Origin of the sequence: Clavibacter sp. VKM Ac-2872 (assembly GCF_015351105.1) — a bacterium.
Classification (GTDB): Bacteria; Actinomycetota; Actinomycetes; order Actinomycetales; family Microbacteriaceae; genus Clavibacter.
In genome coordinates, this window is record NZ_JADKRR010000001.1 from 1,900,998 (window position 1) to 1,917,183 (window position 16,186).

Here is a 16,186-nt window from a genome sequence, read left to right on the forward strand (position 1 = left end):
GACCAGCCTACGAGCGGCCTCCGACACCGCCGGCCAGGTTCGCCCAGAGCCGATCCGTCTGGGCCAGCGTCGACGCGAGCGAGACGCCGGAGTCGACGACGTCGTCGGCGACACGGAGACGCTCCTCGTCGGACGCCTGCAGGGCGATGCGGCGCTCGGCCTCCTCGACGGGCATGCCGCGCAGCTCGACGAGGCGGCGGATCCGCTCCTCGCGCGGCGCGTGGACCACGACGATCCGGTCGAACTCGTCGACGCGGCCGGACTCCACGAGGAGCGGGATGTCGTAGACGACGACAGCGTCGGCGTCCGCCTCCCCCGCCGCCTGGATGCGCGCGGCGGACAGCGCCCGCACGGCGGGGTGGGTGATGGCCTCGAGGTCACGGCGGGCCTCGGGATCCCGGAAGACGATCGCCCCGAGGGCCGGCCGGTCGAGCGTGCCGTCCGCGGCGATGACGCCCGCGCCGAATCGGCGGGCGATCTCCGTCAGCGCGGGGGTGCCCGGCTCGACGACCTCGCGGGCCAGGCGGTCGGCGTCGATCCGCACCGCCCCCAGCTCCGCCAGCCGGTCGGCCACCACCGTCTTGCCCGCGGCGATGCCGCCCGTCAATCCGATCACCTGCATGGATCCAGCCTAGGCGGGCGGCTCGCCCCGGGGACGACGGAGGCCGCCCTCCCGAAGGGAGAGCGGCCTCGTCGTGGTGCGATGGGACTACTTGGAGCTGGACAGCTTCTCGCGGAGGGCGGCGAGGCTCTCGTCGTCCGCCAGCGTGCCGGCGCCCGTCGAGTCGCTCGTGAAGCCGGGGCCGGCGGACGTGATGCCCGTGTCGGCCGCCTCGGCCTCGGCTGCCGCCGCGACCTGCTTCTTGTGGGCCTCCCAGCGGGCCTGGGCCGCGGCGTACTGCTGCTCCCAGGTCTCGCGCTGCGACTCGAAGCCGTCCTTCCACTCGTTGGTCTCCGGGTCGAAGCCCTCGGGGTACTTGTAGTTCCCCTGGTCGTCGTACTCGGTGAGCATGCCGTAGAGGGCGGGGTCGAACTCGGTGCCCTCCGGGTCGACGCCGTCGTTGGCCTGCTTGAGGCTCAGCGAGATGCGGCGACGCTCGAGGTCGATGTCGATGACCTTGACGAAGACCTCGTCGCCCACGGACACGACCTGCTCGGCGAGCTCGACGTGCTTGCCGGAGAGCTCCGAGATGTGCACGAGGCCCTCGATGCCCTCGGCCACGCGGACGAACGCACCGAACGGCACCAGCTTGGTGACCTTGCCGGGCGCGACCTGGCCGATGGCGTGCGTGCGGGCGAAGACCTGCCAGGGGTCCTCCTGCGTCGCCTTGAGCGACAGCGAGACGCGCTCGCGGTCCAGGTCGACCTCGAGGATCTCGACGGTCACCTCCTGGCCCACCTCGACGACCTCGCTGGCGTGCTCGATGTGCTTCCAGCTGAGCTCGGAGACGTGCACGAGGCCGTCGACGCCGCCCAGGTCCACGAACGCACCGAAGTTGACGATCGAGGAGACCACGCCCTTGCGGACCTGGCCCTTCTGGAGGTTGTTGAGGAACGTGCTGCGGCTCTCGGACTGCGTCTGCTCGAGGAGCGCACGGCGCGACAGGACCACGTTGTTGCGGTTCTTGTCGAGCTCGAGGATCTTGGCCTCGATCTCCTGGCCGAGGTACGGCGTGAGGTCGCGGACGCGGCGCAGCTCGATGAGGGAGGCCGGGAGGAAGCCGCGGAGACCGATGTCCACGATGAGGCCGCCCTTGACGACCTCGATGACGGTGCCGGTGACGACGCCGTCGGACTCCTTGATCTTCTCCACGTCGCCCCACGCGCGCTCGTACTGCGCGCGCTTCTTCGACAGGATCAGACGGCCTTCCTTGTCCTCCTTCTGGAGGACGAGGGCCTCGACGGTGTCGCCGACCTTGACGACCTCCGTGGGGTCGACGTCGTGCTTGATGGACAGCTCACGCGAGGGGATGACGCCCTCGGTCTTGTAGCCGACGTCGATCAGGACCTCGTCCCGATCGATCTTCACGACGGTGCCCTCGATGAGGTCTCCGTCGTTGAAGAACTTCAGTGTCTTCTCGACCGCGGCGAGGAAGTCCTCTGCAGATCCGATGTCGTTGATCGCGACCTGCTTGGGCGCCTTGTCGGTCGTTGCGATTGTCATGTAGTTAGTGCTCCAGGATGGGCATGAATAAGGCCGCTGGCGCGGACCCGCGCGGGTACCGGTCGAGCGGCGGACGGATGGGTCGTCGCAGAAGTGCGACAGTCGATCTTAGACCCGGCCCGGGAGGTGCGACAACCGCGCCGCGCGGGACGTCGGCGCGGCGCGACCGCGCGGCCGGGCTCAGCGGAGGACCGCGGCCCGCAGCGTGTCGAGGCCCACGCCGCCGACATCGAGCGCGCGGCGGTGGAACGCGCGGATGTCGAACGCGTCGCCCTCCCGGCGGCGGGTCTCATCGCGGAGGTCCTCCCAGATGCGCTGGCCCACCTTGTAGGAGGGGGCCTGGCCGGGCCAGCCGAGGTAGCGGTTGACCTCGAAGCGCACGAACGAGGGATCCATGTTGACGTTGCGGCCCATGAAGTCGAAGGCGTACTCGGCGTCCCAGGCGGCCTCGCCGTCGGGGCGCGTCTTGCCGAGGTGCACGCCGATGTCGAGCACCACGCGGGCGGCGCGCATGCGCTGGCCGTCGAGCATGCCGAGCCGGTCGGCCGGGTCGTCGAGGTAGCCGAGCTCCTGCATGAGGCGCTCGGCGTACAGGGCCCAGCCCTCGGCATGGCCCGAGGTACCGGCGAAGCGGCGCCACGTGTTGAGCTCGGCCTTGTTGTAGGTGGCCTGCGCGATCTGCAGGTGGTGGCCGGGGACGCCCTCGTGGTAGACGGTGGTCAGCTCGCGCCAGGTGTCGAACTCCGTGACGCCCTCGGGCACGGACCACCACATGCGGCCGGGGCGGCTGAAGTCGTCCGCGGGGCCCGAGTAGTAGATGCCGCCCTCCTGGGTGGGGGCGATCATGCACTCGAGCGCCCGGATCTCCTCGGGGATGTCGAAGTGCGTGCGCCCGAGCTCCTCCACCGCGCGGTCGCTGGTCTCCTGCATCCACGCCTTCAGGGCGTCGGTGCCGTGGAGCTTGCGCGAGGCGTCGCCGTCGAGGTGCGCGATGGCCTCGAGCACGCTCGCACCGGGGAGGATCTCGCGGGCGATGGCCTCCTGCTCCTCCACCATGCGGGCGAGCTCGCCCACGCCCCACTCGTACGTCTCGTCGAGGTCGACCTCGGCGCCGAGGAAGGAGCGCGACCGCAGGGCGTACTGCTCGCGGCCCACTGCGTCGGCGTCGCGGCCCGCGGGCTCGAGCTCGGAGCCGAGGAACGCGGCGAGCCGCTCGTAGGCGGAGCGGGCCTCCTCGGCGCGGGCGCCGAGGTCCTGGCGCAGCGACGCGGGCAGCTCGCCGGCGTCGGGGCGCGCGTCGGCGGCGAAGGAGCGGAAGAATCCGTCCGGCGCCGCCTGCCGCTCGACCTGGCCGAGCACCTCGCGGATCTGCCGCTTGGCCGGCACCTGGCCGCGGCGGACGCCCTCCCGCAGGGTCTCGATGTAGCCGTCGACCGCGCCGGCGACGTTGCCGAGGCGCGTCGCGACATGCTCCCAGTCGTCGACGGTGGCCGTCGGCGAGATGTCGAAGACCTCGCGGATGCCCTGCGCGGGCGACGCGATCACGTTGAGGTCGGAGAGGTGCACGCCGGCGTCGTGCATCTCGACGTCCAGCTCCAGCTCGCGCGTGAGGTCCATGCGGGTGACCTCGTCGACCGCGTCGACGGGCGTGGCGGCGGCGAGCTGCCGGACGACCGCGCGCGCGGCCTCGGCGTGCGCCGCGTGGCCCGCGGGCGAGGTGTCGCCGTACTCGCCCTCGCGACCCGGGCGGCCGAGGTAGACGCGCTCCTCGGGGTGCAGGTCGAGCGAGACGTCGATCCACCCCTCGGCGATCCGGTCGATGTCCGTCTGCGGTCGGGGGGCCTTCGGCGTCGTCGTCATCCCTCGACCGTACCGGCTCCCAGGAGGGACCGGACGGTCGCGGGATCCGTCGCGCCGCGCAGCTGCTCCGCGCGCTCGGGATCGAGCAGGATCTCGGCGAGGCGCGACAGCAGCGCGATGTGCCCGCCGCCGGTGGCCGCGATGCCGATGACGATGCGGACGTCGTGGCCGTCCCAGTCGACGCCGTCGGGCAGGCGCAGCACGCTGATGGCGTCGGCGCGCACGAGGTCGCGTCCGGCGGCGAGGGTGCCGTGCGGCACGGCGACGCCCTCGCCCACGAAGGTCGACACGGAGCGCTCGCGCTCGACCATGGCCTCCACGTAGCCGGGATCGACCGCGCCGGCCGCGACGAGCGCCTCGCCCGCCTGGCGGATGGCGGACTCGCGGTCGTCGGCGCGCGCGTCGAGCCGGATGGAGCCGTCGGCGAGGAGGTCGGAGAGTCGTGCTGTCGTCATGCGCTGTGCTCCTCGTGCTGGGTGGGTGGGGAGGGCGGATCCGCCGGTCAGTGCGCGGCGGCGGCCCACGAGTCGCCGCGGCCCACCTGCACCTCGAGCGGCACCCGGAGATCGGCGGCATGGGCCATGCGGTCCGTGACGATGGCCTCGAGCGCGTCCCACTCCCCCACGGCGACCTCGAGGATGAGCTCGTCGTGCACCTGGAGGAGCATGCGCGACGCCATGTCGCGCTCGCGCATGTCGGCCTCGATGCGGATCATCGCGATCTTCATGATGTCGGCCGCCGATCCCTGGATGGGCGCGTTGAGCGCGGCCCGCTCCGCGTTGTCGCGCAGGACGCGGTTGGGGCTGTTCAGGTCGGGGAACGGGCGGCGACGGCCGAAGATGGTCTCCGTGTACCCGGCGGCGCGTGCCTCCTCCACCACCTGGCGCAGGTAGTCGCGCACGGCGCCGAAGCGGGCGAAGTAGTCGGTCATGAGCTGCTTCGCCTCGGACGACGGGATGCGCAGCTGCTTCGACAGACCGAACGCGCTGAGGCCGTAGGCGAGCCCGTAGCTCATGGCCTTGACCTTGGTGCGCATCTCGGGGCTGACGTCGGCCGGCTCCACGCCGAAGATGCGGGATCCCACGAAGCGGTGGAGGTCCTCCCCCGCCGCGAAGGCCTCGATGAGGCCCGCGTCGCCCGAGAGGTGCGCCATGATCCGCATCTCGATCTGCGAGTAGTCGGCGGTGAGCAGCGTCTCGTAGCCCTCGCCCACGCGGATGGCGCTGCGGATGCGTCGTCCCTCCTCGGTGCGCACGGGGATGTTCTGGAGGTTCGGGTCGTTCGAGGAGATGCGGCCGGTGGTGGTGCCGGTCTGCACGTAGGTGGTGTGGATCCGCTCGTCGTCGCCGATCCCGCGCTCGAGGGTCTGGATGATCTGCCGCAGCTTGCTCGCGTCGCGGTGCTCGAGGAGCAGGTCGAGGAACGGGTGGGGGTTCGACGCCTGCAGGTCGGCCAGCGCGCCCGCGTCCGTGGAGAAGCCGGTCTTGTTGGCCCGGGTCTTCGGCATGCCGAGCTGATCGAAGAGGACCTCCTGCAGCTGCTTGGGCGACCCGAGGTTGATCTCCGTGCCGATCTCCGCGAACGCGCGCTGGGCGAGGTCGGTGATGCGCTCCTGCAGCTGCGCCGACAGCTCGGCGAGCCCCGCCCGGTCGGTCGCGACGCCGCGCAGCTCCATCTCCACGAGCACGAGCAGCGTCGGCATCTCGATGTCGACCATGACCCCGAGCGTGCGCTCGTCGAGCACCTCGCGCAGCGCGTGCTCGACGCGGAGCGTGTACCAGGCCTCGACCGGGGCCGTGAGGGCCTCGGTCTCGGGCACGAGCTGGTTCGCGTCGGGCTCGGGCAGGTCCTCCAGGAGGTACCTGCTGACGAGCGCGGCGAGGGTCTTGTCGGTGAAGCCGGGGCGCAGCAGCCATCCGGCCACGAGCACGTCGAAGGCGAGACCGGAGACGGCGAGACCCGCGCGCCGCATCGCCTTCACCTGCACCTTGGCGTCCGCCATGATCTTCGGCGCGTCGCTCGCGAGCCAGCGCTCGAACGGCGCGTAGTCGGCACGGCCCTCCTGCCACGGCAGGGCCACCGCCTCGGTGGCGCTCGCGATGCCGAACCCGACGGGCTTCCCGTCCTGCGTCTCCACCGTGAGGCCGAGGCCGTGCGGCGATGCCGCGCTCTGGGTGCGGATCCACTTCTCCAGCTCCTCGTCCAGCAGCTGCTGCGGCTGCGGGGCGGCAGGCGCCGTCGACGGCTCCTGCTCGACCGCGCCCACGGGCGTGCCCTCGCTCGACGCGGAGGCGCCGGATCCCTCGAGCTTCAGCACGCGGTCCAGCAGCTGCTTGAACTCCAGCACCGCGAAGACCTCGCGGAGCGCCGGTTCGTCGATGGGCTTCCGCTCGAGGTCGGCCGGGCCGAGCGGCAGCTCCACGTCGGTGAGCAGCCGGTTGAGGCGGCGGTTGCGGATGACGTTCTCGTACTGGGCGCGGAGGTTGTCCCCGACCTTCCCCGAGATCTCGTGGCGGTGCTCGAGGACCTGGTCGAGGGATCCGTACTGGTTCAGCCACTTGACCGCGGTCTTCGGGCCGACCTTGTCGACGCCGATGAGGTTGTCGCTCGTCTCCCCCACGAGCGCCGCGATGTCCGGGTACATCTCCGGCTGCACGCCGTACTTCTCGAACACCTTCTCGGCGTCGTAGCGCGTGAGCTGCGAGACGCCCTGGGTGGACGGGTAGAGCAGCGTGACGTCGTCGTTGACCAGCTGGATCGCGTCGCGGTCGCCCGAGACGACGAGCACCCGGAAGCCCTGTTCGCGGCCCTGCGTGGCGAGGGTCGCGAGGATGTCGTCCGCCTCGTGATCCTCCTTGGTGAGGGTGGGGATGTTCATGGTCTTCAGCGCCCGCTCGAGCAGCGGCACCTGCCCGGTGAACTCCACGGGCGTCTCGCCGCGCGTGCCCTTGTACTCGGGGTACTCCCGTGTGCGGAACGAGAAGCGCGAGATGTCGAACGCGACGCCCACGTGCGTGGGCTTCTCCTTCTGCAGGAGGTTGATGAGCATGGCGATGAAGCCGTGCACGGCGTTCGTGTGCTGCCCCTCGCGGTTCTGGAAGCTCTCCGCCGGCAGGGCGTAGAAGGCCCGGAACGCCAGGGAATGGCCGTCGATGACGAGGAGGGTAGGCTTTTCCGAGTTCGGCACGGGTCCAGCCTATAGAGGGCTCCCGACGTCCGACCGGCCCTGGAGGATCCCCCATGACCCCGCCCGCACCCGAGTCGTCACGCGAGCCGTCCGCCACCGAGCGGCTCCTCCGCCAGCCCCAGGACGTGGGGGCGCTCGCCCAGAAGATGGGCATCGTCTTCCAGGAGCTGAGCCCCGAGAGATCCGTCGCGACGATGCCCGCTGAGGGGAACACGCAGCCCTACGGCGTGGTGCACGGCGGCGCGTACGTCGTGCTCGCGGAGTCGCTCGGATCCATGTCGGCGAACGTCCACGCCGGCGCCGACCGGGTCGCGTTCGGGATCGAGCTCAACGCGAGCCACACGCGCTCGGCGTCGTCCGGCACCATCACCGGCACGTGCACGGCGATCCACCTCGGCGGCACGCTCACGACGCACGAGATCGTCATGACCGACGACGACGGTCGACGCCTGTCGACCGTGCGCATCACGAACATCATCCGCGAGCGCTCCGGGCGCTGACCCGGGCGCGGCGGGCGCGGCGGCTAGGCCTTCTTGGCGCTCAGCTGCTCGATGATGGCCTGGGCCACGTCGTGCATGGTGAGGCGGCGGTCCATGGACGCCTTCTGGATCCAGCGGAACGCCTCGGGCTCGGTGAGCCCCATCTTCTCGTTGAGCAGGCCCTTGGCCCGGTCGACGAGCTTGCGGGTCTCGAAGCGCTCGACGAGGTCGGACACCTCAGCCTCGAGCGTGATGATCTGGGCGTAGCGGGCCAGCGCGATCTCGATCGCGGGAAGCAGGTCGTTCGGCGTGAACGGCTTGACGACGTAGGCCAGCGCGCCGGCCTCGCCCGCGCGCTCCACGAGCTCCTTCTGGCTGAAGGCGGTGAGGAGGACGACGGGCGCGATGTGGTTGCGGTTCAGCCGCTCGGCCGCGGAGATGCCGTCGAGCTGGGGCATCTTGACGTCCATGATGACGAGGTCGGGACGCAGCTCGGTGGCGAGCGCGACGGCGGTCTCGCCGTCTCCCGCCTCGCCCACGACCTCGAAGCCGTTGTCGCGGAGGGTCTCCACGATGTCGAGGCGGATGAGCGACTCGTCCTCGGCGACGACGACACGGCGGGGGGCTGCGGGGGCTGTTTCCTGGTCACTCACGGATAGGAGCCTACGGTATCGTCGGGCGGGCCGGTGCGCGCCGGGACGGCGGATCACCGCCCGTCCCCGCGTCGACCGGGGTGCGCCGGATTGGCGGAATGGCAGACGCGGAGCACTCAAAATGCTCTGTCCGTGAGGGCGTGTGGGTTCGAGTCCCACATCCGGCACCGCATCACGCGAGAGACGCGGAGAGGGCGGGCGACCACGTGGTCGCCCGCCCTCCTGGCGTCGGGGCGGGGGCAGGACCCCGCCCGATCGCGCTACTTCTCGTACGCGGGAGCCGCCTCGTTCACGGCGTCGCCGACGACGTGCACGCGCAGCTCGTTCGTCGAGCCCGCGATCCCGGGAGGGGACCCGGCGATGACGACGACCTTCTGGCCGACCTCCGCGAGGCCCTCCGCGAGGAGCACGTCGTCGACCTGGTGGAACATCTGGTCGGTGTGCGTGACCGGCTCCACGAGGTAGGTCTGCACGCCCCACGACAGCGCGAGGCGACGACGGATGCCCTCGTTCGGCGTGAACGCGAGGATGGGGATGCCGTTGCGGAGCCGGGTCATGCGGCGGACGGAGTCGCCCGACTCGGTGAACACGCACAGGGCCTTCGCCTCGACGAACTCGGCGACCTCGGCGGCCGCGAGGGTGATCGCGCCGCCCTGCGTGAAGGGACGCGTGCCGAGCTTGGGGATGCGCTCCAGCCCGTGCTCCTCGGTCGACTCGATGATGCGGGCCATGGTCTTGACGGTGACGACGGGGAACTCGCCCACGCTCGTCTCGCCGCTCAGCATGAGCGCGTCGGCGCCGTCGAGCACGGCGTTGGCGCAGTCGGAGGCCTCCGCGCGCGTGGGCCGCGGGCTCGTGATCATGGACTCGAGCATCTGCGTGGCGACGATGACGGGCTTCGCCTTGCGGCGGGCCAGCTCGACCGCGCGCTTCTGCACGATCGGCACGGCCTCCAGCGGCAGCTCGACGCCCAGGTCGCCGCGGGCGACCATGATGGCGTCGAAGGCGTCGACGATCTCCTCGAGCGCGTCGACGGCCTGCGGCTTCTCGACCTTGGCGACGACGGGGACGCGACGGCCCTCCTCGTCCATGATCTCGTGCACGCGGATGATGTCGGACGCGTCGCGCACGAAGCTCAGCGCGATGAGGTCGGCGCCGAGGCGGAGGCCCCAGCGGAGGTCGGCCTCGTCCTTGCCGGAGAGCGCCGGCACGTTGACCGCGACGCCCGGGAGGTTGATGCCCTTGTTGTTGCTGACGGCGCCGCCCACCTCGACCGTGGTCGTGACGCGCGTGCCGTCGGTGGAGACCACGCGGAGCGTGACCTTGCCGTCGTCGATGAGCAGCGGGTCGCCCGGCTTCACATCGCCCGGGAGGCCCTTGTAGGTGGTGGAGCAGATGTCCTTGGTGCCGAGGATGTCCTCGACGGTGATGACGAAGGTGTCGCCGAACGCCAGGTCGTGCGGGCCGTCGGAGAACTTGCCCAGGCGGATCTTCGGGCCCTGCAGGTCGACGAGGACCGCGACCGCGCGGCCCGCGTCGTCGGCGGCCTTCCGGATGGTGGAGTAGATGCCCTCGTGGACGTCGTAGGTGCCGTGGCTCAGGTTCATCCGGGCCACGTCCACGCCGGCGTCGATGATGGCGCGGATGCTCTCGTAGGAGCTGGTCGCGGGCCCGAGGGTCGCGACGATCTTCGCTCGTCTGGTCATGCTCTGTCTGTCTCGCGTTTCTGCGTCGCACACGGACGCGGTTCGGGTGAGTGGTCGCGGTCGGGCGCGCGGGCGCGCCGGCCGGGTCAGATGGAGAGAGCGCGGTCCGTTGGACGGACCGGGAACGGGAGCTCCGTGTCCCCCTCAAGGTACCGGTCGACGGCGGAGGCCGCTGAACGTCCCTCCGCGATGGCCCACACGATGAGCGACTGCCCGCGTCCCGCATCGCCCGCGACGAAGACGCCGGCCTGGTCGGTCTGGTAGTCCTCGCCGCGCGCGACGTTGCCGCGGTCGTCGAACGGGACCGCCAGCTGGCTCTCGAGGGCGGCCTTCTCCGGGCCGGTGAAGCCGAGCGCGAGGAGCACGAGGTCGGCGGGGATCTCGCGCTCCGTGCCCGACTTCGGCACGCGGCGGCCGTCGCGGAACTCGGTCTCGGCGACGCGGACGGCGCGGACGTGCCCGTCGTCGTCCTTCAGGAACTCCACCGTGGTGGCCAGGTAGTGGCGCTCGCCGCCCTCCTCGTGCGCGCTCGACACCTCGAAGAGGGTCGGGTACGTCGGCCACGGCTGGTCGGGGCGTCGCTCCGTCGGCGGCTGCTGGCCGATGGCGAGGTTGGTGACGGAGGCGGCCTTCTGCCGGTGAGCGGTGCCGATGCAGTCCGCGCCGGTGTCGCCGCCGCCGAGGACGACGACGTGCTTGCCCTCCGCGTGGATCTGCTCGGGCACCTGGTCGCCCGCCGTCGCGTGGTTCGACTGGCGCAGGTAGTCCATGGCGAAGTGCACGCCGTCGACGTCGCGGCCCGGGATGTCGAGGTCGCGCGGCACGAGCGCGCCCGTGCAGACCACGACCGCGTCGTAGCGGAGGCGCAGGTCGGACCAGGTGATGTCCTTCCCGATGTCGACGCCCGCGCGGAAGCGCGTGCCCTCGGCGGTCATCTGCGCGAGGCGCGCCTCGAGGTGCTTCTTCTCCATCTTGAAGTCGGGGATCCCGTAGCGCAGCAGCCCGCCGATGCGGTCGTCGCGCTCGAAGACCGCGACGGTGTGTCCGGCGCGCGTGAGCTGCTGGGCGGCGGCGAGGCCGGCGGGACCGGATCCCACGACCGCCACGGTCTTGCCCGTGAGGCGCTCGGGCGGGTGCGGCTCGACCCAGCCGTTCTGGAAGGCGTCGTCGATGATCGACACCTCGACCTGCTTGATCGTCACGGGCGGCTGGTTGATGCCCAGCACGCACGAGCTCTCGCAGGGCGCGGGGCACAGGCGGCCCGTGAACTCGGGGAAGTTGTTCGTGGCGTGCAGGCGCTCGATGGCCTGCCGGCCCTCGCCGCGCCACGTGAGGTCGTTCCACTCCGGGATGAGGTTGCCGAGCGGGCAGCCCTGGTGGCAGAAGGGGATGCCGCAGTCCATGCACCGGCCCGCCTGGCGCACGAGCTCGCCGCGCTCCTGCTGCTCGTACACCTCCTTCCAGTCCATGAGCCGCACCGAGACGGGCCGGCGCTTGGGGAGCTCGCGCTCCGTCACCTTGAGGAAGCCCTTGGGGTCAGCCACCGGTCACCTCCAGGATGCGCTTCCAGGCGACGTCGCCGTCGGGGTCGATGCCCTCGTCCACCGCGGTCTGGCGGGTGGCGAGGACGGCCGCGTAGTCCCGCGGCAGGATCTTGGTGAAGCGTTCCATGGAGGTCTCCGGGTCGGCGAGCAGGCGCTCGGCCACGGTGGATCCGGTCTCGGCGAGGTGCCGGCGGAGGAGGTCGAGCACGATCTCGACGTCGGCGCTCCCGAGCGGGTGCAGCTCGAGCTCGCCCGACGCGAGGGCGTCGGTGTTGATGCGGTCGCGGTCGAGGTCGATCACGTACGCCGTGCCGCCCGACATGCCGGCGCCGATGTTCCGGCCGGTGCCGCCGAGGACGAGCGCGAGCCCGCCGGTCATGTACTCGAGCGCGTGGTCGCCCACGGCCTCGACGACCGCGGTGGCGCCGGAGTTGCGCACGAGGAACCGCTCCCCCACCATCCCGCGGATGAACATGGTGCCCTGCGTCGCGCCGTAGCCGATGACGTTGCCCGCGATGACGTTCTCCTCCGCGGGGAAGCCGGCCTTCTCGTCGGGGCGGACCACGATGTCGCCGCCCGAGAGCCCCTTGCCGAGGTAGTCGTTGCTGTCGCCGACGAGGCGCAGCGTGATCCCCGACGGCATGAACGCGCCGAAGGACTGACCGGCGGATCCACGCAGCGTGACGTCGATGGATCCCGTCGGCAGGCCGTCCACGCCGTGCGCCTTCGTGACGAGGTGGCCGAGCATGGTGCCGACCGCGCGCGCCGTATTGCGCACGGGCAGGTCGATCTCGACCCGGCCGCCGTGGTCGAGCACGTCGCGGCTGAGGCGGATGAGCTCGTTGTCGAAGTGGGCCTCGAGCTCGTGGTCCTGCGACCGGCCGTGCTTCATCGGCTCGTCGTCCGCGAAGGTCGGGCCGACCAGGATCGGCGTGAGGTCGAGGCCCGACGCCTTCCAGTGGTCGACCGCGTCCTCGACGCCGAGCAGGTCGTTGCGGCCCACGATCTCGTCGAGCGAGCGGTAGCCGAGAGCGGCCAGGTGCTCGCGCACCTCCTGGGCGATGAACTCGAAGAAGTTGACGACGTGGTCCGCCTTGCCGGGGAAGCGCTTGCGCAGCTCCGGGTTCTGCGTCGCGACGCCCACCGGGCAGGTGTCGAGGTGGCAGACGCGCATCATGATGCAGCCGGACACCACGAGCGGCGCGGTGGCGAAGCCGAACTCCTCGGCCCCCAGCAGCGCGCCGACGATGACGTCGCGGCCGGACTTCATCTGCCCGTCGACCTGGACGACCACGCGGTCGCGCATGCCGTTGAGGCGGAGGGTCTGCTGCGTCTCGGCGAGGCCGAGCTCCCACGGCGTGCCCGCGTGCTTGAGGGAGTTGACGGGGCTCGCGCCCGTGCCGCCGTCGTGGCCCGAGACGAGGATCACGTCGCTCAGCGCCTTCGCGACGCCCGCGGCCACCGCGCCGATTCCCGACTGGCTGACGAGCTTCGTGTGGATCCGGGCGGCCGGGTTCGCGCGCTTGAGGTCGAAGATCAGCTGCTTGAGGTCCTCGATCGAGTAGATGTCGTGGTGCGGCGGCGGGGAGATGAGGCCGACGCCCGCGGTCGCGTGGCGCGTGCGCGCCACCCACGGGTACACCTTGCCGGGCGGCAGCTGGCCGCCCTCGCCGGGCTTGGCGCCCTGCGCGAGCTTGATCTGGATGTCGTCGGCGTGCGTGAGGTACATGCTCGTGACGCCGAAGCGCCCGGACGCGACCTGCTTGATGGAGCTGCGGCGCTCGGGGTCGAGCAGGCGCTCGACGTTCTCGCCGCCCTCGCCGGTGTTGGACTTGGCGCCCAGCCGGTTCATCGCGATGGCGAGCGTCTCGTGCGCCTCCTCGGAGATCGACCCGTAGCTCATCGCGCCCGTGGAGAAGCGCTTCACGATGTCGCTGATGGGCTCCACCTCGTCGAGCGGCACGGGCGGGCGCGTGCCCGTCCGGAGCCGGAACATGCCACGGAGGGTCATGAGGTCCTTCGACTGCGCGTCGACCATCGAGGTGTACTCGCGGAAGATGTCGTACCGCCGCGTGCGCGTCGCGTGCTGCAGCCGGAAGATCGTGTCCGGGTTGAACAGGTGCGGGGATCCGTCGCGGCGCCACTGGTACTCGCCGCCCGTCTGCAGGCGCTCGTGGGAGAGCACGGCGCCGTCGGTCGGGTACGCGCTGCGGTGGCGCGCGGCGTTCTCGGCCGCGATGACGTCGATGCCGACGCCGCCGAGGCGCGTGGTGGTGCCCGAGAAGTACTGGTCGACGAGCCCCTGCGAGAGGCCGACCGCCTCGAAGCACTGCGCGCCCGCGTACGAGGAGACCGTCGAGATGCCCATCTTGGACATGATCTTCAGGACGCCCTTGCCGAGGCCCTTGATGAGGTTCCGCGTGGCCTTCTCCGGCGTCACGCCCGTGAGCATGCCGCTGCGGACGAGGTCCTCGCAGGACTCCATGGCCAGGTACGGGTTCACGGCGGACGCGCCGTAGCCGATGAGCAGCGCGATGTGGTGCACCTCGCGCACGTCGCCGGCCTCGACCACGATGCCGACCTTCATGCGGGTCTGCGAGCGGATGAGGTGGTGGTGCACGGCCGCGATCATGAGGAGCGACGGGATCGGCGCGAGGTCGCGGGTGCTGTCGCGGTCCGACAGGACGATGAACTGCGCGCCGTGCGCGATGGCGCGGTCGACCTCGTCGCACATGGCGTCGATGCGCTTCTGCATGGCGAGCGGGCCGTCGTCGACGCGGTAGAGGCCGCTCACGATGGTGGTGGTGCGGCTGCCCGGCCGGTGGTCGATGTGGATGACCTTGGCGAGCTCGTCGTTGTCGATCACGGGGAAGTCGAGCACGACCTGCTTGGTGTGCTCGGGACCGGCGTCGAGGAGGTTGCGCTGCGGCCCGAGGCCGAGGCGGAGGCTGGTGACGACCTCCTCGCGGATGGAGTCGAGCGGCGGGTTCGTGACCTGCGCGAACTGCTGGGTGAAGTAGTCGAACAGCAGGCGCGGGCGCTGCGAGAGCACGGCGATGGGCGTGTCCGACCCCATCGCGCCGAGTGGCTCGGCGCCGACCTTCGCCATCGGCATGAGGAGCATCCGCACCTCCTCCTCGGTGTAGCCGAAGGTGCGCTGGCGGCGGACGACGGATGCGGGCGTGTGCACCACGTGCTCGCGCTCGGGCAGGTCGGCCAGGTGGATGCGGTTCCGGAGCCACTCGCCCCAGGGCGCGCTGGCGGCGAGCTCGGCCTTGATCTCGTCGTCCTCGATGATCCGGCCGGCCTCGGTGTCGACGAGGAACATCTTGCCGGGGCGCAGGCGGCCCTTGCGGGCGATGCGGGCGGGGTCGATCTCGAGCACGCCGATCTCGCTGCCGAGCACCACGAGTCCGTCGTGCGTGACGAGGTAGCGGCCCGGGCGCAGGCCGTTGCGGTCGAGGGTCGCGCCGACGAGCGTGCCGTCGGTGAACGTGAGGGCGGCCGGGCCGTCCCACGGCTCCATGACCATGGAGTGGTACTCGTAGAAGTCGCGGCGGACGGGGTCGATGTCGGTCTGCTTCTCCCACGCCTCGGGGACCATCATCATCATGGCGTGCGGCAGGCTGCGGCCGCTGAGGCTGAGGAGCTCGAGGACCTCGTCGAAGGACGCCGAGTCGCTCGCACCGGGCGTGACGATGGGCATCAGCGGCGACAGGTCGCCGAGGAGCTCGGACTCGAGCTGGGACTGGCGCGCCCGCATCCAGTTGCGGTTGCCCGCGACCGTGTTGATCTCGCCGTTGTGCGCCATCATCCGCAGCGGCTGCGCGAGGGGCCAGGACGGGAACGTGTTCGTGGAGTAGCGCGAGTGCACGATGGCGAGCTTCGAGGCGAAGCGCTCGTCCGAGAGGTCGGGGTAGAACGGCTCCAGCTGGAGCGTCGTGACCATGCCCTTGTAGACCAGGGTGCGCGAGGACAGCGAGATGAAGTAGGCGCCGAGCTCCCGCTCCGCGCGCTTGCGCAGCCGGAAGGCCAGGCGGTCCAGCGCGAGCCCGGAGGGACGGTCGGCTACGGACGCGGCGTCGGAGGCGAGGAACAGCTGGCGGAAGGCGGGCATCGCCTTGCGGGCCAGGTTGCCGAGGTGCGTCGCGTCGACCGGGACCTCGCGCCAGCCGAGCACGCGCAGGCGCTCGTCGCCGGCGATGCGCTCGATGCCGGCCTGCAGCTCCTCGCGTTCGGCGTCGTCCGTCGGCAGGAAAGCCATGCCGACCGCGTACTCCCCCATGGGGGGCAGGTCGAACCCGACGACCCCGCGGAGGAACGCGTCGGGAATCTGCGTCATGATGCCGGCGCCGTCGCCCGTGCCCGCGTCGGACCCGATGGCCCCGCGGTGCTCCAGGTTCCGGAGCGCGTCGAGGGCGTTGACGATGATGTCGTGGCCGGGGGTGCCGCGCAGGGTGGCCACCATGGCCAGGCCGCATGCGTCCTTCTCGAACGCCGGGTCGTACAGGCCCTGCTTCGCGGGGAACGAGCCGCCGGGAGGGGAGGTGGAGGAGAACGCCATGGGAACCGTCCTAGATGCACTGCGGAGGG

General features: G+C 71.1%; 10 protein-coding genes and 1 tRNA gene. 2 read left to right on the forward strand and 9 right to left on the reverse strand.

Annotated elements, in window-relative coordinates:
- Nucleotides 1–7: 7 nt before the first annotated feature.
- From coaE to polA, 5 genes are all read right to left on the reverse strand, one after another.
- A complete protein-coding gene (gene coaE, locus ITJ40_RS08960; protein ID WP_194666685.1) occupies nt 8–622 on the reverse strand; it encodes a dephospho-CoA kinase in 615 nt (204 codons plus the stop codon).
- An 87-nt stretch (nt 623–709) separates the two neighbouring features.
- Nucleotides 710–2,164 (reverse strand): 30S ribosomal protein S1, encoded by a 1,455-nt coding sequence (gene rpsA / locus ITJ40_RS08965; RefSeq protein ID WP_045528136.1) that lies wholly within the window; start codon nt 2,162–2,164, stop codon nt 710–712.
- A 180-nt stretch (nt 2,165–2,344) separates the two neighbouring features.
- Nucleotides 2,345–4,024 (reverse strand): DUF885 domain-containing protein, encoded by a 1,680-nt coding sequence (locus tag ITJ40_RS08970; protein WP_194666686.1) that lies wholly within the window; start codon nt 4,022–4,024, stop codon nt 2,345–2,347.
- Entirely contained in the window at nt 4,021–4,479 is a 459-nt protein-coding gene (locus ITJ40_RS08975) for a PTS sugar transporter subunit IIA (RefSeq protein ID WP_194666687.1), read from the reverse strand. The genes ITJ40_RS08970 and ITJ40_RS08975 overlap by 4 nt, the downstream gene beginning before the upstream one ends.
- Before the next feature lie 47 nt (nt 4,480–4,526).
- Entirely contained in the window at nt 4,527–7,211 is a 2,685-nt protein-coding gene (gene polA, locus ITJ40_RS08980) for a DNA polymerase I (protein WP_194666688.1), read from the reverse strand.
- A gap of 53 nt (nt 7,212–7,264) precedes the next feature.
- Here polA and ITJ40_RS08985 point away from each other — a divergent pair, with 53 nt between their 5' ends.
- A complete protein-coding gene (locus tag ITJ40_RS08985) occupies nt 7,265–7,711 on the forward strand; it encodes a PaaI family thioesterase (RefSeq protein WP_194666689.1) in 447 nt (148 codons plus the stop codon).
- A 23-nt stretch (nt 7,712–7,734) separates the two neighbouring features.
- Here the strand turns inward: ITJ40_RS08985 and ITJ40_RS08990 are convergent, their stop codons facing one another.
- Nucleotides 7,735–8,343 (reverse strand): ANTAR domain-containing response regulator, encoded by a 609-nt coding sequence (locus tag ITJ40_RS08990; protein ID WP_015490426.1) that lies wholly within the window; start codon nt 8,341–8,343, stop codon nt 7,735–7,737.
- Nucleotides 8,344–8,427: 84 nt separating this feature from the next.
- On the opposite strand from ITJ40_RS08990, the gene ITJ40_RS08995 reads away from it, so the two are divergent.
- Nucleotides 8,428–8,510 (forward strand) — tRNA-Leu (locus ITJ40_RS08995).
- A gap of 93 nt (nt 8,511–8,603) precedes the next feature.
- Here the strand turns inward: ITJ40_RS08995 and pyk are convergent.
- From pyk to gltB, 3 genes are all read right to left on the reverse strand, one after another.
- Complete coding sequence (gene pyk / locus ITJ40_RS09000; RefSeq protein WP_194632853.1) at nt 8,604–10,049, reverse strand: pyruvate kinase; 1,446 nt, start codon at nt 10,047–10,049, stop codon at nt 8,604–8,606.
- An 86-nt stretch (nt 10,050–10,135) separates the two neighbouring features.
- Nucleotides 10,136–11,593: a glutamate synthase subunit beta gene (locus ITJ40_RS09005; protein ID WP_194666690.1), complete on the reverse strand. Its 1,458-nt coding sequence runs from the start codon at nt 11,591–11,593 to the stop codon at nt 10,136–10,138.
- Entirely contained in the window at nt 11,586–16,157 is a 4,572-nt protein-coding gene (gltB, locus tag ITJ40_RS09010; protein WP_194666691.1) for a glutamate synthase large subunit, read from the reverse strand. Before gltB ends, ITJ40_RS09005 begins: the two co-directional genes overlap by 8 nt.
- Nucleotides 16,158–16,186: the final 29 nt, after the last annotated feature.